Origin of the sequence: Marinifaba aquimaris, from assembly GCF_013328345.1 — a bacterium.
Classification (GTDB): domain Bacteria; phylum Pseudomonadota; class Gammaproteobacteria; order Enterobacterales; family Alteromonadaceae; genus Marinifaba; species Marinifaba aquimaris.
Genome location: NZ_JABULX010000010.1, coordinates 32,169 through 51,328, shown reverse-complemented (window position 1 = coordinate 51,328; position 19,160 = coordinate 32,169). Strand labels below are relative to the sequence as shown.

The 19,160-nt window shown below is 35.9% G+C and carries 18 protein-coding genes; 10 read left to right on the top strand and 8 right to left on the bottom strand.

The genetic code is table 11. The features are described 5' to 3' along the window. Position 1 precedes the first annotated feature (1 nt). The 8 genes from HR060_RS08485 (at position 2) to HR060_RS08450 (ending at position 9,056) form a co-directional block, all read left to right on the top strand. Positions 2-1,264: a lipopolysaccharide biosynthesis protein gene (locus tag HR060_RS08485; RefSeq protein WP_174199869.1), complete on the top strand. Its 1,263-nt coding sequence runs from the start codon at positions 2-4 to the stop codon at positions 1,262-1,264. 482 nt (positions 1,265-1,746) lie between these two features. Beyond that, positions 1,747-2,676, top strand: a complete 930-nt coding sequence (locus HR060_RS08480; RefSeq protein WP_174199868.1) for a Wzz/FepE/Etk N-terminal domain-containing protein — start codon at positions 1,747-1,749, stop codon at positions 2,674-2,676. 9 nt (positions 2,677-2,685) lie between these two features. Then, the gene (locus HR060_RS08475) at positions 2,686-3,969 is read left to right on the top strand and encodes a lipopolysaccharide biosynthesis protein (RefSeq protein WP_174199867.1); all 1,284 of its coding nucleotides are present in this window, start codon (positions 2,686-2,688) and stop codon (positions 3,967-3,969) included. A gap of 1 nt (position 3,970) precedes the next feature. Continuing rightward, entirely contained in the window at positions 3,971-5,167 is a 1,197-nt protein-coding gene (locus HR060_RS08470; RefSeq protein ID WP_174199866.1) for a glycosyltransferase family 4 protein, read from the top strand. Continuing rightward, on the top strand, positions 5,154-6,368 hold the full coding sequence (locus tag HR060_RS08465) for a glycosyltransferase family 4 protein (protein ID WP_174199865.1): 1,215 nt from the start codon (positions 5,154-5,156) through the stop codon (positions 6,366-6,368). Before HR060_RS08470 ends, HR060_RS08465 begins: the two co-directional genes overlap by 14 nt. Further along, positions 6,358-6,912 (top strand): acyltransferase, encoded by a 555-nt coding sequence (locus HR060_RS08460; protein WP_174199864.1) that lies wholly within the window; start codon positions 6,358-6,360, stop codon positions 6,910-6,912. The genes HR060_RS08465 and HR060_RS08460 overlap by 11 nt, the downstream gene beginning before the upstream one ends. Beyond that, complete coding sequence (locus HR060_RS08455; protein ID WP_174199863.1) at positions 6,912-8,189, top strand: O-antigen ligase family protein; 1,278 nt, start codon at positions 6,912-6,914, stop codon at positions 8,187-8,189. The genes HR060_RS08460 and HR060_RS08455 overlap by 1 nt, the downstream gene beginning before the upstream one ends. Continuing rightward, positions 8,190-9,056 (top strand): glycosyltransferase, encoded by an 867-nt coding sequence (locus tag HR060_RS08450; protein ID WP_174199862.1) that lies wholly within the window; start codon positions 8,190-8,192, stop codon positions 9,054-9,056. A gap of 1 nt (position 9,057) precedes the next feature. Here HR060_RS08450 and HR060_RS08445 read toward each other — a convergent pair whose 3' ends face one another. From HR060_RS08445 to HR060_RS08435, 3 genes are all read right to left on the bottom strand, one after another. Beyond that, positions 9,058-9,792, bottom strand: coding sequence for a WecB/TagA/CpsF family glycosyltransferase (locus tag HR060_RS08445; protein ID WP_174199861.1), 735 nt, complete (start codon positions 9,790-9,792; stop codon positions 9,058-9,060). Further along, complete coding sequence (locus HR060_RS08440; RefSeq protein ID WP_174199860.1) at positions 9,792-10,739, bottom strand: glycosyltransferase family 4 protein; 948 nt, start codon at positions 10,737-10,739, stop codon at positions 9,792-9,794. Before HR060_RS08440 ends, HR060_RS08445 begins: the two co-directional genes overlap by 1 nt. 173 nt (positions 10,740-10,912) lie before the next feature. After that, entirely contained in the window at positions 10,913-12,673 is a 1,761-nt protein-coding gene (locus HR060_RS08435) for an FG-GAP repeat domain-containing protein (protein WP_174199859.1), read from the bottom strand. Positions 12,674-12,806: 133 nt separating this feature from the next. Between HR060_RS08435 and HR060_RS08430 the strand changes: the two genes are divergently transcribed. Then, positions 12,807-13,820, top strand: coding sequence for a glycosyltransferase family 4 protein (locus HR060_RS08430; RefSeq protein WP_174199858.1), 1,014 nt, complete (start codon positions 12,807-12,809; stop codon positions 13,818-13,820). Positions 13,821-13,831: 11 nt separating this feature from the next. On the opposite strand, the gene pssE is transcribed toward HR060_RS08430, so the two are convergent. The 5 genes from pssE to galU all read right to left on the bottom strand — a co-directional run bounded on the left by pssE (position 13,832) and on the right by galU (position 18,052). Beyond that, positions 13,832-14,278, bottom strand: a complete 447-nt coding sequence (gene pssE, locus HR060_RS08425; protein ID WP_174199857.1) for a PssE/Cps14G family polysaccharide biosynthesis glycosyltransferase — start codon at positions 14,276-14,278, stop codon at positions 13,832-13,834. Continuing rightward, positions 14,278-14,766 (bottom strand): PssD/Cps14F family polysaccharide biosynthesis glycosyltransferase, encoded by a 489-nt coding sequence (gene pssD / locus HR060_RS08420; protein WP_174199856.1) that lies wholly within the window; start codon positions 14,764-14,766, stop codon positions 14,278-14,280. Before pssD ends, pssE begins: the two co-directional genes overlap by 1 nt. A gap of 4 nt (positions 14,767-14,770) precedes the next feature. Next, the gene (gene wecA, locus HR060_RS08415; RefSeq protein ID WP_174199855.1) at positions 14,771-15,841 is read right to left on the bottom strand and encodes a UDP-N-acetylglucosamine--undecaprenyl-phosphate N-acetylglucosaminephosphotransferase; all 1,071 of its coding nucleotides are present in this window, start codon (positions 15,839-15,841) and stop codon (positions 14,771-14,773) included. A gap of 237 nt (positions 15,842-16,078) precedes the next feature. Next, positions 16,079-17,101: a UDP-glucose 4-epimerase GalE gene (gene galE, locus HR060_RS08410; protein ID WP_174199854.1), complete on the bottom strand. Its 1,023-nt coding sequence runs from the start codon at positions 17,099-17,101 to the stop codon at positions 16,079-16,081. Between the two features lie 54 nt (positions 17,102-17,155). Beyond that, complete coding sequence (gene galU / locus HR060_RS08405; protein WP_174199853.1) at positions 17,156-18,052, bottom strand: UTP--glucose-1-phosphate uridylyltransferase GalU; 897 nt, start codon at positions 18,050-18,052, stop codon at positions 17,156-17,158. A 262-nt stretch (positions 18,053-18,314) separates the two neighbouring features. Between galU and HR060_RS08400 the strand changes: the two genes are divergently transcribed. Further along, entirely contained in the window at positions 18,315-19,160 is an 846-nt protein-coding gene (locus HR060_RS08400; RefSeq protein ID WP_174199852.1) for a DNA ligase, read from the top strand.

Below are 19,160 nucleotides of genomic sequence, written 5' to 3'. Positions count from 1 at the left end.
AATGTCATTTCAGTTCCTCTTTAAAAAGTTATCTTCGCTTTCCTTTTTAAAAGTAATTACTTTAATATTTGGTGTTTTATCTACAATTCAGTTAACAACTCAATTAGCTGCTAGTGAATTTGGGCTTTATTGCTTAGCTATGAGCTTTTGTTTAATCATAAGTGTATTTGTAAAACAGGGGCTCGATAACTCTCTTTTAAAAATAGCGAGCGCTTTAAATGGGGCACAAAGAGGAAGGGTTTACTATCAAGTACTTTTAGCAGCTTTCTTTTTCTCTATACCCCTGCTTATTACAATCCATTCTTTAAAAGAGTTTATTTTTCTCGAAATCCTAGGGCATGCTGAACTTATTCATCTAATAGGTTGGGTATCTACAGCCGTAATATTTTTCACTTTTAATACTATCAATTGCTCTCTGCTAACAGCATATGGAAAAGCTGGGATATCAATATTTTTTTCAGGTCTTTTACCTAACTTTCTTTTATTGATGATTTTGCTCAATTCAGAGTTAACAAGTGCTTATCAAGCCTTTGGGATTTATTCAATATCGGTTGTTTTTAATTGTATTTGCTCTTTTTTGATGACTTTATCTACTTTAGCTTCCGATAGAGGTTTAGAGAAAGCAAAGAATAATAGTGTTAGTTTTTCTAAAATAATATCAATCAATTTATCCTTTTTTGTTTTAGCTCTATGTGCTTTGGTTAATCAACAATTACCGTCTCTTCTTTTAGGGAAATATGTAAGCCTTGCTGAATTAGCTGAGTTTACTTTGGCTTTAAAAGTCGTGATGTTGATGAGCGTCCCACTAATTGCTATGAATAGTTATACAGCACCTCTTTTTTCTAGGTTATATTCAGAGAAAAAAATCCATGATTTAAAATCACTTTTTAGACTTAGCCAAAAGTTACTTATGTTAATTGCTATGGTCAGTGGTGCTTGTTTATGGTTCGCTGCTGAGACTGTTTTAGGTATATTTGGTGATGAATATCTAGGTGCTGAGAGTTATGTCAAAGTTTTATTAATTGGGCAAATAGTTAATTTATCATGCGGTTCTGTGGTTAGCATTTTAACAATGACTGGTTTTCATAAGTTACATTTAAAAAATACAATTATCATATCTTCGATCTCTTTCTTATTATTGCTCTACTTTATTCCTATTGGTGGGGCATTAGCTGCTTCATATATAACTTCAATTGCCTTGGCCGCTATAAATTTTATTTCTTTATTTTTCGTTTTTAAAAAAGTGCTTGCTAGCAACAGGTAAATTGTCAATAGGTTATGTTTAGCCCTGGTTTGCATTGTAAAGAGGACACTTGTGCAAAGCTTTGTATTTGGTTTGCTTAATTAAAAGCCCTCTCTAGAGACCACGCTTTTAGATTTACCTTGAGCGACCTCTTCAAAATCTGATGTAGAATATGTAATTATGAGAAATATTAAGTGCAGAATTTAAATGTAGTTTTTTGCTTTTTTATCAGATTTTATTGATTTGGGGCCTGTAAGAAACCTTGCTTTAGACATTGCTATTTCTGCATGAATTTGGAGCTGTTCAATGAAATTTTGGCCATATCAGCTTTTTAATGAAGACTCTATCAGACAGTAAATCAGTAGCTTTGGGTTTGTCCTGAACCGTTTAAGTTAGTATTTCTGTGAATTGTAACCGTGTCGTTTGGGAGGAATTAGTGATAGAATTCGCGCGCTTAAATATGTTAATTGTCTTAAGATATTAAATATCAATTGGGGTTTTAAATGACTCAACACTATGTTGAAGATAAGGACATTATTAAATTTTCTTTTTTAATTCAGGTGCTATGGCGCTGGAAGTTTCTTATTGCTTTTGTTGTTACTCTATCTGCTGGGGCAAGCGCATTTTACGCGGTAAGTTTGCCTAATGTATATCGCGGAGAATTAATTGCTAAATTACCTGACGATCAGAGTGGTGGCGCAATGGGGGGGCTTGCAAATAAATTGGGAGGCTTGGCTAGCCTTGCTGGTGTAAATATTGGTGGCGGTTCAGGAAAAGTCTTAGACCAGGTTAAAGACTTAGTTCGCTCTAGAAGTTTTTTGCATGCTTTCATAGAAAAGTATGATTTAACAGCCGATATTTTGGCTGTGAAAGGCTGGGAGCCTTCTTCTAGAAAGCTAATCTATAATGAGGAAATTTATGATGCTGAGAATAAAATGTGGACTCGTACTCCACCACCTAATCGACAAGTAATACCTACCCCTTGGGAAGCCTATACTAAATTACTTAGCTCTATTACCATCGAGGCTATGCCAAAAAAGAGCATGTTAAAACTATCGGTCGATCACTACTCTCCTGATTTAGCGAAAAAGTGGGTCGAGCTACTTTTATTCGAAATAAATGAACTACATCGCCAAAAGAGTAAACAAGAAGCTCAAGCGAGTATCGAATACCTTCAAAAAACATTAGAAAGTACAGAGCTAATTAATGTAAGGAAAGTATTTTATGACTTGTTAGAAGAACAAATGAAAAGTGACATGTTGGCTGAAGTTAGGCAGGAGTATGTATTAGAAACTTTAGCTCACGCAGTTTTACCCGAAGAAAAAAACCACCCGAGTCGTGCCTTTATATGTATTGTAGGGACTTTCTTAGGTGGATTGTTGTCAATTATACTCGCCTTTATTGCCAATGCGATATTCAGAGTAAAAGATTAAATTTTCCCTTTGGTTAATATAAATAAACTCTTAAAGCAGGTTGCTGTTTTACTCGGTAGCAACCTTTTTGCTGCAGGAGCTAATTTTTTTTCTGTTATTTTACTAGCTAAGTATTTATCTGCTAACGAGTTTGGTAGCTATGTATTGTTATTGGCTTATGTCGTAGTAACGGCTGCTTTTTTCAATCCGCAAGCTTGGCAAGGCTATATCAAATACCTCTCCTTTCACAGACGTGATTTTAGTACTTTGACTAAGCATGTTGTTTTATATGACCTAACTTGTTGTTTAGTTGGTGGATTATTTGCCTATTCTTTCGCACCTGTATACTTAAACTTAATGTCGCTCGATGCTAGTTATTTACCTTATATACAGTTGGCTAGTATTTTTGTCGTGTTGAATCAGGTAAGTACGGCAATAGGACTACTAAGATTTTTTGAGAAGTTTAAGCTTTTAGCTTTGCAATATGTTATCGGCAGCGGCTTGTTTTTATTAGCGGTTATCTATGGTTGCTTGAACGATGGAACTCAAGTGACTTGGTTTTTTATTGCAAATATCTCATGTTTATTGATTGGGGTTTTCTTTATCCAAGCTATGGCGACTTTTCAAGTATTAAAAAATAATAGAATCGCCGATGATAGTGAATTAAAAGATGACTTACCTTTAGATAAAAAAGCATTTTGGCAGTTTAACCTATTTACTCACTTAACTAATATTGTTGATTTGCCAGTAAGGGAGTTTGATACCATTTTAGTGGGAAGTTTAGCCAGTGTGGAAGCTTCTGGTATTTATAAAGTAATTAAACAGGTTGGAACTATCACAACTAAGTTTACGAGCCCCATAACTCAGGTTATTTACCCTGAATTAACAAAAGCTCTAGCTGATAATGCTGCCGATAAAGTCGTTTTCATATTCAAAAAGCTAACTAAATCGTTGTTTATTATTTCAATTCCTACTTCTGTATTATTAGCTTTAACAATGCCTTGGTGGCTACCGCTTATATTTAATGAAACTTTTCTCGATTATCAAATCGAGTTTGCGAGTTATTTGGTTATTCATGCAATGGCTGTTTGTATGTTGGGCATTCACCCTATATTTCTAGCTTTAGGCCATGTAAAAAAATTACTGTTAATTACTGCTTTAGCAAATATCGCCTTTGTAGTTGGTTGTCTTGTGCTAGCGCCTAATTTGGAGTTACTGGGGATCATATTTGCAATTTTACTCCAGTACAGTATCACTATTTTGTTAAAATGGCTGATTGTGAAACCTCAGTTATTTGTAGTTAAGGCATATTAGGATGAAAGTTTTACACTATACCCCTAAATTTTCCGTAATGTCTGAAACGTTTATTTATGATCAAATTACTGGTCTAGCGAGGCAAGACGAACTTGAAGTAAAAGTAGTAACTAGTCAGTTATTAAACCTCACTGAAAGACCATTTTCCAACCTAGATTTGATACCTCTGAGGTTTGATTTTCATCCTAGAGTTACTCGAAAATTAGCATTTGGCTTAGAATGGCTGCCACTTTTTTTAGACTATAAAAAGTGGAAAAAGTTACTTTCAAGTTATCAGCCCGAAGTCATTCATTGTCATACCGGGCATGGTATTAAGACTGTCATCCATATTTTAGATAAATTAGGTTTGGATATTCCTATTTTGGCATCTTTACATGGTTCTGATGTCACGATGGAGCCACTTATTACAAAACGTTATCGACCTACTTTAGCAACTGCAAATCAAAGCCATCAGATATATTGGACTGTTCCATCGGCATTTTTGAAGCAACAAGCTGTATCCAAGTTAGGCTTACAGCCAGAAAATATACGAGTTGTTTATAATGCATTTAACCCAATTTTTTTTGATAAGAGCAAGGGTAATACTCTTAATCACTTCAAGATTCTTTGTATCGGCCGCTTTATAAAATGTAAAGGCCAGGCCTATCTTATTGAGGCATTTGCTAATGCTAAAAAAGTTATACCTGAGCTGAGTTTAACATTAGTCGGACAGGGCCCTGAATTGGAAACGTGCAAAAGACTTGCTACAAAACTCTTCGTTAAAGATTGTGTAAGTTTTATCCCTTATTTAGAACATGCTGTAATTCCAGAAGTAATTCGCGAGCACTCTTTATACATACAGCCATCTTTACGGGATAGAGAAACTCAACAAGAAGAGTCTTTTGGAGTTGCAGCTTTAGAAGCTTTAGTTTGCGGTTGCCCTGTTGCTGTTTCAAATAGTGGCGGTTTACCTGAGGTGGTCGCTGATATAAAGACCCCAAACGCCTATATTTTTGAACAAGCAAATGCTCCTGCTATCCAAAATGTTATTCAGCAGCACTTTGAGAAAAATGAAATCTTGGATGATGTAGTCCCTGCTTTTGCAGCTGATAAGTTTAGCCAGCGACGAAACCTTGCTATGATTGAGGATTCTTACAATAAGTTGATAAATAAATTACTTCCTTCGACCGCCCGGTTTCTGATATATGACCCAAAATAAAGATGTAATATTACTAACGAGTAACCTCTATCGCCCACATTTTGGTGGTGTTGAAAACTCTCTATATCATTTATCTCAAGCATATAAAAAGCAAGGCAAGTGGCCTGTTATTGTAGTAAGTGATATTTCACCTGATAACTCTAAACTCGCAGATGTGGAAGAGATTGACGGTATCACGATTTATCGTTATAGCATGACCAAACCTTATTATCTGGGCAAAGTAAGATTACCAAAAGTTATCTCTGGCATTCTCAACTCTCTATCACTTTATAAAAAAGTAATACAAAAATATCAGCCAGAGTTGATTATCACTCGTTATCACTTTAACCAACTTTTTTGTAAATGGGCAGGAGGGAAAAATACTGTCTACCTTGTGCCTGGTGTCGTAAAGTTTCAAAATGCTAGCAAAAATGTGAGTAGCTATTCCTTAAAAAGGTACTTGAGGTGGTACTACCACTACTTATTGCAATTCTTTGCGTTAAAAAGTAGTGATCAACTTGCTGTTTTTAGCCACAACATGATTAAGCAAGTGAATTCGGTCATAAATCCAAAGAAAGAGCTATTACTCACTAAGCCTGGAGTTGATGGTCATCGCTTTTATCCCTTGCCAAAAGAACAAAAAAATCTTGAGCGAAATGCGCTAGGTTTGAATTGTAAAGGGCATGTTTTTTTATGTGTGGGTCGATGCGTTGCAGCTAAAGGCTTTGATTTAGCTATTAATGCTTTTCGCTCGCAAACAGGCACAGATAATCAACTTTGGATTGTGGGTGATGGCCCTTTACTCGACAATTACAAATATTTAGTGGAACAACTTGGTCTAGAGGGGCAAGTAAAGTTTATCGGTTCAACATTAGAGCCTGAAAAATACTATCGAGCAGCTGATACATTCCTCATGTCTTCTATTTATGAGCCTTTGGGGCAAACAATTCTAGAAGCTTTATCATCAGGTTTACCTGTAATTGCATTTGAGCCATCTAATGACGTTAATACTGCATCTCGTGAAATTTTAAATTCAAATTGTGCATTATTTGTTAATCAAGCGAATAGTGATGAACTAGCAAATTCAATTGAGCGGATCTTGGATTTGTCACCAGATGAATTGAGTGAAAAATCGGCAATGGCTAGGATACATGCCGAGGATCATTTTAGTTGGAATAATCTCGCAAATGATTTATTAGAGGTATTCAATAATGAAAAGTAGGCTTATTTATCTGGCTATTAAAGTGTTGAACATTATTATTCGAGGTTCTATTCCATGGTTAAAAGACATAGAAGCCGAATATGGTTACAAATGTATTATTGCTAAACACAAAAAATCAGGTGCGAGTATTGGAGACAATACGCTGCTAATTAATTGCACTCTGTCTTCAAGTAGTAAAGGTGATAAATTCATTATTGGACGAAATTGTACTTTAACAGGGGTTACTTTGTTAGCCCATGATGCATCACCTACTTTATTTCTCCCTGAACTTATCAACCGTGAGTTTTCTTATTTACCCAAAAGCCGTAATTCATACAGAAAAACTATTAAAATAGGTGATAATGTTTTTATCGGTTGGAATTCGATCGTTTTGCCTGGGGTTAAAGTCGGTTCTAATGTTGTTATTGGGGCAGGTAGTGTTGTTTGTAAAGATATACCCGATAATGTTGTTGTAGCAGGTAACCCAGCCAAAATTATCAAGCCGCTTGATGATTATATCGAAAATTATCGACGTCTGTATGAAAGACACCCTGAGCGATTTTAATGTACATAGAGCAAGCTAAACCTCCTCACTGGATAACATTAAATCAAGTTATTTTTTTACTGTTATCTTTTACCCTTTGGATAGATGCTTTAACCGGGATGGTCCAACTTTATGGTATATCCAATATTAAGCTATCTTTATTATATAAGCTGCCACTTGTATTGTGTATGTTATATGTGGTTGGAGAGCATAATCACAAGTTGATGTTGGCTATTATGCTAGCCATGTTTCTATTGTTACTCGGCCCATCAAGTTATTTTTTAACTAGTCCCAAAATAAGTTTCTACGTAAAAGATTTCGGCAATGTTGTCAAAATTCTAACTCCCTTTATTGTATTTTGTTACTGCAAAACTCTTGCAGAAGTCGCGCCAAACTTGCTAGGAAAGTATGGCCTTAGAGCGCTCTGGATTAACTTTGGTGCAATCGTATTTAATTTAATTATCGGTGTGATGGGGTTTGGTTATCCGAGTTACGCAAGTGGTGGAGTAGATGATGAAGGAATTGGAATAAACGGTTTTTATACCGCGGGTAATGAATTCGGTGGCTGCTTTATCTTACTTTTTGGTTTTGTGCTTCATTACTTTTGGAATAAAAATAAATTACACTTCTTTTTCATGGCTATTGCTACTTTTATTTCCGGAGCCTTAATTGCGACTAAATCGGCAATGATTGCATCGTTACTATTAATTTTTGCGATACCGCTATTTAATGAAAGAAAGAACATATTTCGTTTCACCAAATTGAAACTTAAGTTATTCGTCCCAATTTCTGTACTTTCCTTGCTATTGGTCGTTTTTATTATTGAGTTCTTAGAAGCTGTAGGCCTATACGACAAAATGCATTTTATTTTAAATGAAAGAGGTATTTTACACCTTATTTTATCTGGGCGAGTTGAGTTCTCTGAAGCTATTCTCAGCGCTTTTATGTCTGTTGCCTCAGGTTTTGAATACCTCTTTGGTATTGGGGCCGTTGGTATATCAGACTTTTTCGCAACAAAGTATTCTGCAGAAGTTGACCCCGTTGACTTATTTGCATACTACGGGTTAATTGGCCTTACAGCCTCATACGCATTTATTATAATTATGACTGTTACTGCGTTGTCCGTGCTAAAAACGGATAAATATCTTCCGCCGATCATCATTCTGGTTAACCTGATACTAATTTTACTCTCTATTTTAAGTGGCCATATTATGATGTCTGGTATGTTAGGGTTAATTTGGGGGCTTTTAAATGGGCTTATCTTTATCAAAAAAGTTAATAAGCCTATAGGATTATAAATGAGCGAATTTCCCTTAATAAGTGTTTATATACCGAGTAAAAACCGAAGTGGACTATTAAAAAGAGCTTTAAATAGTGTGTTATCTCAGTCTTACCAAAATATCGAGGTCATTATCGTCGATGATGCTTCTACTGATGATACACCTGAAGTTATTAATAAAATTGCTACTAAAGATAGTAGGGTTCATTATTTTCGTTTTGATGAATCCAAAGGAGCACCCGCTGCGAGAAACTTTGCATTACAGCATGCTCAAGGTGATTATGTAACCGGTCTAGATGATGATGATTATTTTTTACCTGATCGTTTAAAGCATTTGATGGAAGGCTACTCTGATAATTATGCTTTTGCCTGTAGTGGTTGTTTTTGGGATTACGGTAAAGTCAAACGCCCTATTTACAATACCAAGATGATTATTGATTTAGACTCTCAGCTGTATTGTAATCATGCTTCAAATCAAGTTTTGATTAAAAAAGAACGTTTATTAGCTGTTGGTGGTTATGATGAGAGATTTGTTGCATGTCAAGATTGGGAGCTTTGGACTCGTCTTATTATAGAATATGGCAGTGCAATAAGATTGGATAAATGTGATTATGTTATTGACACTCATCATGGGGCGGGGCGCATTTCTGACAACCCTAAAAGGGTTAAAGGTTATTTTCAATTTGAAAAAAAATATAAAAAGTACATGGAAGATAAGCATAAAAAGGCTTTAGCCTTTCAGATAGCAGAAGCGGCAGGAGAAAAAATTAGCTTTTTTAGTGTTCTTACTTTACTAAACAGCCCTGTTAGAGAAAAGGTTATAAAGTACTGGTTACGTTGCCTTTTCCCTGCTTTGGCAGATCTGAGGCTTAAGCTTAAAAAGTAGGCTAGTTCTTCTTGATATACCTAAATACTTTGAATGATTTTAAAATACGTTTGAACCTAAAAAGAGAGGGTTCTTGTAATAACCTGTAAATAGATTCAAATCCAGCTTTGTGTATAAAATTTGGTGCTCTATTTATTTCTCCCGATAGCATTTCAAATGTTCCCCCCACACCAATAGCCGTTCTAACTCCATTTTCAATCAGGAAGTTTTTGTGGTCTGATATCCAGTACTCTTGTTTCCCAGCTCCAAATCCGACCAAGATAATATCAGGAGAAAACGCGCTAATTTGAGCTTTAATTTTCTGGTTGTGCAATTCGGTAAAGGGATAGGGTGAGAAGTCGGGGCAATAACCTGATATATTTTCTGGCTTATTGGTGTTTTTGAGAATTGTTGCAACAGAATTCGGTTTACCGCCAAGAAGAAACAGTTTGATGTTATTGTCTATGCAATAAGTAAGTAATTTTTTTGAGTACCCTGAACCTGTGACTTTTTTTAATTGAGATGTGTTGTGTCCAAATATCTTGGCAAGCCATAGTGGAACTTGTCCATCCATAGTGCAGACTGAGTTTTTGATAATATCTCTGAGCTTTTCTTTATCTTCATGATTCTTCACGATGAATTCAGAATTAATCGTTATGATTTGATCAAACTCTTTTCTCAAAGTGTAATAGTGGGCTAGCTCTTCGTTAAAAGCTGCAAACGAGATCCCAAAACACTCTGGTATTTTATCTGACACTACTTTATCAAAACCTCTCGGTATAGGTGAACAACTTTCTCTGCTGTACAATTTAATTTATATTCGGATTCTAGCAAAGAAGCTACCGTATTTTGAGTGGGTATTTGATTTATAGCTTGATTTAAAGCCGATAAATTCGGCTCGATGATCTTACCCTTGTTAGACGATGAAATATACCGTCGAGAATTTCCAACATCAGTTGATATAACGGGCTTGCCACATGCCAGGGACTCTTTTACAACCATGCCATCTGATTCGTAATGACTTAGAGTAATTAGAACGTCACAAGCGTTCATATAGTGCGGCATGTCTTGGTATGAAATACTTCCCCCCCACAGTATTTTATATCTTTTGTCATTTAATTCTTCATCCCACTGTTGGAGAAGTTGCGCATTTTTTTCTAATCTATTGGGGCTAGCTGGAAAAAATAAGTAGCGTGAATTGCTATCAAGAGATAAATGCTTTTTAGCCTTAGTGCTGTTTTGAGGTGAAAATGCTTTAGTGTCAACTCCGCAAGGGATGAACCTAATTAGTTTAGAAGGGTATTTTTTTTTATAAATTTGGTACATTTTGTGGTTGACGAAGATTACCGCGTCACAATACTTTATAGCTAAACTTATAAAAAACTTCCGATATCCACCTAAAAAAAACTCTCCTTCATGGACAGTATAAACTTTTTTCTTCCAAAAAATGCCACTGCAAAGTAACCAGCATATCCAGTGCTGAAGGTGAATTATTTGGTATTTACTCCTGAATGCGATAATGAAAATTTTAAAAAATGCGATAATATAGCTGAAGTTGTTACCCCCAGATTTTTTTGAACGAATATTAATAACTTCATTATCAATTCCAGTTTCTTTTATGGATGAGACTTGTTGTTTAACAAAAGTACCAAGCCAAGGTGATGCTTCACTTGGCCACATATTGGTAATGGTTAAAATGTTCAAAATATTAACTTAAATTCTGTATTTCAATGTTTTGAAATTAACATATTTTATAAATTTCTAATAGGTATTCACTAGTTAGTAAAGAGTACTATTAACTTACCAAATCTAAATGTTGAATTTGATAGTTAATAATGCAGTCTGTATGTTCCCCTGGCAGAAATTCACATAATGTTTTAAAAGGTGAGTAGGAGTTTTTCGTTATTACTTAGCGATAATACTATTTCATTTAAACCATCTTGGTTGATGTCTAAAACGTCAATAGTTCTTATTCGGCTATCCGTATTTAATTCAATGATTTTTTCTTGCTCAAACTCTGAGTTATCCGAGTTATATTTATTTACTTTGATCCATTGTTTCGTTGCGGAGAAGTAGTCACTACTTTCAGAATATAATGACAGTAAGAAACGACCTAAATCATTTCTAATGATTGCAATTGCCTCAATGTAGCTTTCATCGAAGTGCACAAGTTTATTACAGCACAAGCCCTGCCAAGATTGCGAAAACGGACCCGTAGGATAAGGTAAACTCTTTAAATAGATGGCGTCATTAAAGCTGTCACCATTGAGATTACTGTATACGATGTAGCTAGCAATATTATCGCTAGGTAACAGGTAATCACCAGCGAAGTGCATTTTATTTTCTAAACCTTTTACCCAGCCTAAAACTGGTAAGGGGATGACTGAACCTGGGTTACTTGCGAGCTTTCCTTCAAACAAAAGATCGGCTATGCCGTCATTGTTCATATCGAAAAGTTCTTTTGCTGTGAGTTCGCTCCCTGTAAGGAAGTCACTTGCTAACCCCCAATCTTTATTATGCAAAGTCAGCTTTCCTGCGTGTATGCTCTGCTCATACTCACCGTTTTGTACACTAAATGAAACGTAAATATTACCATTTTCAAATGTCACTATTTCATTCAATCCATCTTGGTTGATATCTAAATTAGGAGGAGTTACTGGGTTTGGTAGACTATATAGTGGCTCTAACTTATAAGTAAGTGATGGCAAGAGCTTAATCTTTTTTGATAGATTTTCTGTACCCTGTTCAGTTGATGAAAGTTGTGCTGTTAAAGTGATGTCCTTTTCTATATCAGAGCTTTTAAACTCTAAAATTATAAAATCATTACCTGTCTCAATAATTGAATATTCATTAGTATCTAGCATCCAGTTTTCTACTGTGAATACCGAATCATCTAGTGCTTCTATGTGGTAATAATATCTTTTATTGGGCATCACACCTGTTTGCCCAGAAATGTATACTCCCGGAGGTTCAACAGTTTGAATGTGATGGTGTAGTTCAGTCGAGGCTCCAAATTTATCGGTAACTTTTACTATTAGATTTAAATTGTCAGTGTAATTAGATATTTGAAATATATTTTCTTCTATTTTTTCTATGGAAATTGGCTTTTTGGACGAAACTTCATAAGCTATGATTTCATCCTCATCTTCAGCAAGTAACTCAAGTGTAAAAGGTAGTTGATCTAGGTACGATTCAGTATTCGATTTTACAGTAATTTTGGGTTTATCATTCGGTATCACAGAGATTAAATGAGTTTGCTCAATAATTTCACTTTGATGGTTTGAAATAGAAAAGTCGAATTGAATTACTTGTTCCATATATGCTTCTGGAATAGTAACCCTTACCTCATCATTAGCCTCTACATTAATGTTGATGGGTAAAATATAGTCGTGCTGAACTTCTATCTTGTTAATAGCATCAAGGTTATCGGAAGCTAAATTAAAACTAAATGTTTGATTGCTTTTTACAACGGAAGGGGCCGTTATTTTTACTTCGAACAGTCTTTCTGTTTCAGTTGGTGTATCTGCGTCTTTTATAGCAGGCTCCGTTGCAGCTACAGAACTGGAACTACTCCCCCCCCCACCACAAGCAGAATTTAGAAATGCCATTAATATCAAGGGGATGAAAAGTTTAAACACAATAAATTCCTTTTTTATCAGTTTGAGGGGATGATGATATCAAATTACGATGTTTTAACCAATTCAATGCTAGATTTGATAATGCTTGATCGCTTAAGATACATGTCTATTCCTGTGCCATTTCAAACTATTTATGCAAATCCTTTTCTTAACTAATATGTCACCAACTGAAAGCGAGCCAGCTCAAGGTCTGTTTGTTCGAAATCAATTTGAAGCGGTAAAAAAAATAGCACAATCTGTCGAATATTATACTATGTCTACTGTATGCAAAAATATCCGCTCTAGTATTCTTCGCTATTTATTTTTCTTTTTGTCTTTTGTTGTCCGTTATGTTTTTTCAACGCGGACCATAAATGTTATACATGTTCACTTCTTTTTCCCTAACATATTTTTAGCTATTTTCTATAAGCTTTTAAGGAACCCTAAAGTAAAAATAGTGGTTACCTTTCATGGTAGTGACATTTATAAATACGTTCCATTCTCAAAAACTTACAACCTATGTTTAGAGTATCTTGACCATGCTATTTTTGTGAGTTGTCATCTTAAAGAGCGTTTAGTCCAATATAGAAAAAACCACAGTATTTTGCCTGTTGGTATCCCGTCTATTTTTTTCTCAGAAGGGGATTATAAAAAGGAATTTGATTTTATTTTTGTAGGGCGGTTAGATATAAATAAAGGTGTTGAGCGCCTAAATGAACTTGCTGCTATTTTACCAAGTGACAAGAAGTTACTGATAGTTGGTTCTGGCCCTGAACGACATAAATTAGATAATTTATTAGAGAAGACCAATATAAGTTACAAACCTTTTCAAACACCAGAAGAGCTCGTTCAATCTTATAAGAGGAGTCTTTGGTCACTTAATTTAAGCCACAATGAATCATTTGGCCTAGTTATGACTGAATCTATGGCATGTGGTACACCTGTTATTGCTACTACAACGGATGGTTCAATTACTCAAGTCAAAGACGGTGTCAATGGGGTTTTAATATCGCAAAATGATTTTAGAGCGCAAGATATTATTAATTTATCGAACGAGTATGGGGCTGGAGACACATATAAGAAAATTGTTAAAGCTACAAAATTAAGTGCTTCAAAATTTAAGTTAGATAATATTGCAAGAGAGGTTGTGAAAATATACAAGCTATAGGCAAGTAGTTGCTAAAGCTGAAGGTATTCCTCTATTTCAGTTGATTTAAAGAAGCTTACTTTCTTATAAGGGCGTGGTTGAAAGGATTGAACTTTCCGTATTACAGACTCAAGATTCGTTAAATCATTACAGGCAAGAGCTAGATTATTTGATTGAACGAAGGTCGCTATTTCTTTTTGGTGGTCGTCTACCCGTAATAAGTTTGGAACAACAATTATTTTCTTTGAGATCTCTAGTAATCTATAGATATTACCAGCTCCAGCATGCGTTATGATTAAATCAAACTGGTTAAAATCTAATTCAGGTTTAAAACTAAAATGCTGGCAATGTTTGGGGAGGTATGCTCCATTACCTGTTTGTAAGGTAAATTTCATATCTGGAAATTTTGAACTGATCTCGTCAACTGCTTTAATTAAAGTGTCAAATTGGTATGTACCAACAGTTACAAGTACATCCATTACAACCTACCCGAATAAATGCCTTTCGGATAGATTTCTGCAAGCTCTTTGTTTTGGATATAAAATCGATTAGAGATCAGATACATCAACTTTCCAGTCATTGATTTACTATAAAAGCGAGACCAAGTTTCTATATGCAAAACTTTTCCTTTACTTAAACGGCATAAAAGAGAAGGGTAAATTGCGATACCTGGGCCAGTCGAAATGATTTTGGTATTATTTTTAAAGATTAACTTGGATAATATAATGGTATTTTTTGTGAGGTATCTAAAAGCATTTTTGATTGAAAAACCATCCTTTCCTCTTAATTCACCTAATTCAAGAGTTTTCACACCTTCAAGATTGAGTTCTTTTTTAATGTTATCAGTGATTAGATAAATATCATCAATATTATCAGAAAACTTTAAAGTACTGGTTAGTCTGGACATTTGTTCAAAGTGCCCACCTTCACCAGCAATAAGTAAAACAATATTTTTTTTAGATGACATAGTTTTAGATTCGACGGTATTTTTTTAGCCTTTTAGCTCGCTTAATTTTTTTTACAAATCTAATTGCTTTCCAAATGTGCATAATGACAAAGCTATAGGCTACGAATAAGCACAAGAAACCTGTGAACATAATCCACTCGGGTACCTGATAATACTCTCCAGTTAAGCCAATCCCCGATAGTAATGCAGAAGCTAAAGAGATGTAAATCAGGGCTGAACGGGGTTGAATACCGGCGCGAATAAAAATGTGATGTAAATGGTCGCGATCAGGTTGAAAAGGGGACTGGCCTTTGTTGATTCTGCGATACATGATAGCTGCCATATCCATCAATGGAATGGCAATAATCCAAAGTGCAGTAACCGGCCTAAATGCTGGTTGCTCACCTTGAGTACCAAGCGTTAACATCCAAATAACACTTAAACCAATGAACATTGAGCCAGCATCGCCCATAAATATTTTACGTGCCTTACCAGGTAGTAGGCTTAAGTTAAAGAGTAAAAAAGGTATAACAGAAAAAGCAACAATCACAGGTAAGGCTGCATTTTGATGCTGACCTTGTAAATAAAATAAAGTGGCAATTGATAAGAAAGTATTAATGGCTAGAGAGCCGGCTAGCCCATCTATACCATCAGTCATATTAAAAGCATTAATAGCGGCAAGTACTGCAACCATTGTGAAAATAGTACCCAGAACCCCGAGGGTTATTTCACCTACGGCAAACAAGTCCCCTAGATTATCTAAGTAGTTCCCTGCGCCATAAACTAATATGCTACCGATTAACAATTGTGAAACGAGTCTTAAACCAACAGGCAAATCATGGTAATCATCCATTACTCCTAAAAAAACAATTAGTGCAGCGGATATTAAAAAAAGCCTTATTGTGGAGTCATCTGGGAATGCGATCATACATGCCGTTAATGTACCCAAGAATATAGCAATGCCACCAATTAATGGAACCGCACCATCGTGTTGTTTTCTAGCGTTGGGGACATCGACTAAGCCGACTTTATCTGCGATGGGTTTAAGAAATGGAATTGCAATTAATGTGGTCATTAACGCGATGATAAATTCCATGTAATCTCCGTTATCGGTGTGAATTATCAGACTGATTTTTTAGACTTATTATCTTTGCTCAGTCGGACTTGGTACAAAAACACCGCAATTGTAGCATAACAATCAGATTCGAAAAGCTTCTTACTAAGAGAATTGTTGTATTAAAACAAAAAATTACAAATTGGAGTGATTAGTTAGATGACTGATGGTCAATGGCTAGCGTATTCAGGCAAACATGCTAGCCAACGTTTAAGGGTATTAAGCACTAAATCCTTTTGGATTTTGACTTTGCCAGCGCCATGTATCTTCACACATAGCTTCTAAGCCAAGCTCAGCTTGCCAGTTAAGCTCTAACTTTGCTTTTTCTGCATTGGCATAACAGGCTGCAACATCGCCATTTCTTCTAGGTTCAATTTGATACGGCACGGCTTTTTCGGAGGCATTTTCAAAGGCTTTAACCATATCAAGGACGGAGTAACCTTGCCCAGTACCTAGATTGTAAGTTAAGCAACCTGGTTTTTCAGTGAGCTTCTCAATTGATTTTACATGGCCAAGCGCAAGGTCTACCACGTGGATGTAATCCCTAACTCCAGTACCATCTTCAGTATCATAGTCATCACCAAAGACACTTAAGCATTCTCTTCGCCCTACTGCCACTTGGCTGATAAAAGGCATTAAGTTATTTGGTTTACCATTTGGATCTTCACCAATAAGGCCTGATTTATGAGCACCCACGGGGTTGAAGTATCGAAGTAAAATAATGTTCCATTCATTATCGGATTCATACAAATCATTTAAGATTTCTTCTACCATAAGTTTTGAGTGGCCATAGGCATTTGTTGGAACCCCTGTTGGCATTGTCTCGACAAGTGGTAAAGCTTTTGGTTCACCGTAAACAGTGGCAGAAGAACTAAACACTAAGTTTTTAACCCCGTGTTTTGCCATGGCTTCACAAAGGTAAATCGTGCCAGTGACATTATTGTGATAGTAGGTTAATGGTATTTCTGTGCTTTCACCAACTGCTTTTAGGCCAGCAAAATGAATGACGCTATCAATGTTATGAGCGGTGAATACTTCGTCTAGGGCTGACTTATCAAGAATATCAGCTTGGTAAAATTTAACCGTTTTTCCTGTGATTCGTTCAACTCGGTTTAAAGATTCTTGGCTAGCATTCGAAAGGTTATCTAAAACGATAACTTGATAATCGAGCTCTAATAGCTCTAAAACTGTGTGGCTGCCGATATATCCCGCACCACCTGTGACTAATATTGTTTGGCTCATTTTTATACCTTAAATGATGGCCAAATAATCCTGTATTTGGCCTTAGAAAAGAGTTTAGATAGATTTAACAAATTCGCTAAATTCTTCACCAAACTGGTTATGTCGCATACTGTATTCAACAAACGCTTTCATATAACCAAGTTTGTTTCCACAGTCATGACTTTTTCCTTTCATGTAATAAGCATTGACCGGTTCCCAATCCATGAGTGTTGCGATTGCATCTGTTAATTGAATTTCATCGCCGGCACCCACTGGCGTTTTTTCAAGAATATCCCAAATGTCACCAGATAATACATAACGACCTACTACAGCTAAGTTAGAAGGCGCTTCATCCACAGGCGGTTTTTCAACGATTGCGGTCATTTTTACCGATTCACCCGCACTTAGGTCACGTCCTTGCACATCTGCCACACCGTATTTATCCACTTCCGATTCTGGAACACCTTCAACCATGATTTGACTAGCACCTGTTTCTTCATACATAGCCAACATTTCTGCTAGGTTGTCTTTTTTCGGGTTAGCCGCAGCGTCATCAATTAATACATCTGGTAATACAACAGCAAATGGTGCGGAGCCAACTAATGGTTTAGCACATGAAATCGCGTGGCCTAGACCTTTTGCTTCACCCTGGCGTACGTGCATAATTGTTACATCTTTAGGGCAGATGGCTTGCACTTCTTCAAGTAGCTGACGCTTAACACGCTTTTCTAAGATTGACTCTAATTCAAAGCTTTTATCAAAATGGTTCTCGATTGAATTCTTACTTGAGTGAGTTACTAAAACAATTTCTTTGATACCAGCAGCGATAATCTCATTCACTACATATTGAATTAACGGCTTATCCGCAATTGCCAACATTTCTTTTGGAATGGCTTTTGACGCAGGCAGCATTCGAGTGCCAAGACCTGCCACTGGGATAATCGCTTTTCTTACTTTTTTAGTTGTACTCATTATGATATTCCTCTGCGCTTCTATAAATTCTTCAAATGCTGAAGTCACTCTTCACTACATTTGTTGAATGAAGCTGCTTTACCTTTATTAATCGTCCATGTCCTAATTTCCTATTCGCTATTCTAACAAAAATAGATATTTCTTTTTGCGATAAATAGCCCTCATGTCATGTAAGACTTTTCCTACAGAAAAATGAATTGGCCGAAATGATAGCTGTAAACTAGTTTTCTATTTAAGTGGTTTTTTATTATTGTGGACATTTATGAAAATTATCAAAGCTATATGGTTCAGCCTGGTTTTAAGCTGCTTTGCTTATGCTGAAGGCAACTTAAAACCAGCTCTGACTTTAGCTAGCGTATACACAGGTAGCGAGAATATTAAAGAGTACTTTGTTAGTGAAAAATATGATGGGGTTAGGGCATATTGGAATGGTCGTGAATTATTGACTCGATCAGGTAATCAGATAATCACTCCAAATTGGTTTGTGGCTTCATTACCCGATTGGCACTTAGATGCAGAACTTTGGATTGACCGTGAGCAATTTGATCTTGTCTCTGGTATCACCAGAAAAAAAGTACCCATTGAAAAAGAATGGCGGAATGTGAAATTAATGATATTTGATATGCATCATCAGCACTTTTCTTTTGAGCAAAGATACCATTTCCTAATTGAATGGAAAAAACAGCTAAAAGGGCAAAGTAAGCACATCATTATCGTCAAGCAGCAGCGAGTAGAAAACCATCGGTCTTTATCTCAATTACTTGAGGCTACGCTTGCAAGAGGTGGTGAAGGTTTGATGCTCAAAAGGATAGCCGATAAATATCAAGCGGGTCGCTCAAACAACCTAATAAAAGTAAAAAAATACCAAGATGCAGAAGCTATGGTAATCAAACATATCGCAGGTAAAGGTAAATACACCGGAATGTTAGGTGCACTTGTTGTCAAAGATGCACAAGGCCGAACATTTAAAATTGGTACTGGGTTTACTGTAAAAGAAAGGAAGCACCCTCCTGCTATCGGTACTCAAGTAACTTATAAGTACTGGGGGATGACTAAAAATGGCTTGCCGAGATTTGCATCATATTTACGGCAACGACCCGAACATTAA

Coding starts and splice junctions, on each gene's coding strand:
- HR060_RS08485 (WP_174199869.1), top strand. CDS start 2: ATGTCATTTCAGTTCCTCTTTAAAAAGTTATCTTCGCTTTCCTTTTTA.
- HR060_RS08480 (WP_174199868.1), top strand. CDS start 1,747: ATGACTCAACACTATGTTGAAGATAAGGACATTATTAAATTTTCTTTT.
- HR060_RS08470 (WP_174199866.1), top strand. CDS start 3,971: ATGAAAGTTTTACACTATACCCCTAAATTTTCCGTAATGTCTGAAACG.
- HR060_RS08465 (WP_174199865.1), top strand. CDS start 5,154: ATGACCCAAAATAAAGATGTAATATTACTAACGAGTAACCTCTATCGC.
- HR060_RS08460 (WP_174199864.1), top strand. CDS start 6,358: ATGAAAAGTAGGCTTATTTATCTGGCTATTAAAGTGTTGAACATTATT.
- HR060_RS08455 (WP_174199863.1), top strand. CDS start 6,912: ATGTACATAGAGCAAGCTAAACCTCCTCACTGGATAACATTAAATCAA.
- HR060_RS08450 (WP_174199862.1), top strand. CDS start 8,190: ATGAGCGAATTTCCCTTAATAAGTGTTTATATACCGAGTAAAAACCGA.
- HR060_RS08430 (WP_174199858.1), top strand. CDS start 12,807: ATGCAAATCCTTTTCTTAACTAATATGTCACCAACTGAAAGCGAGCCA.
- pssE (WP_174199857.1), bottom strand. CDS start 14,278: ATGGATGTACTTGTAACTGTTGGTACATACCAATTTGACACTTTAATT.
- pssD (WP_174199856.1), bottom strand. CDS start 14,766: ATGTCATCTAAAAAAAATATTGTTTTACTTATTGCTGGTGAAGGTGGG.
- wecA (WP_174199855.1), bottom strand. CDS start 15,841: ATGGAATTTATCATCGCGTTAATGACCACATTAATTGCAATTCCATTT.
- galE (WP_174199854.1), bottom strand. CDS start 17,101: ATGAGCCAAACAATATTAGTCACAGGTGGTGCGGGATATATCGGCAGC.
- galU (WP_174199853.1), bottom strand. CDS start 18,052: ATGAGTACAACTAAAAAAGTAAGAAAAGCGATTATCCCAGTGGCAGGT.
- HR060_RS08400 (WP_174199852.1), top strand. CDS start 18,315: ATGAAAATTATCAAAGCTATATGGTTCAGCCTGGTTTTAAGCTGCTTT.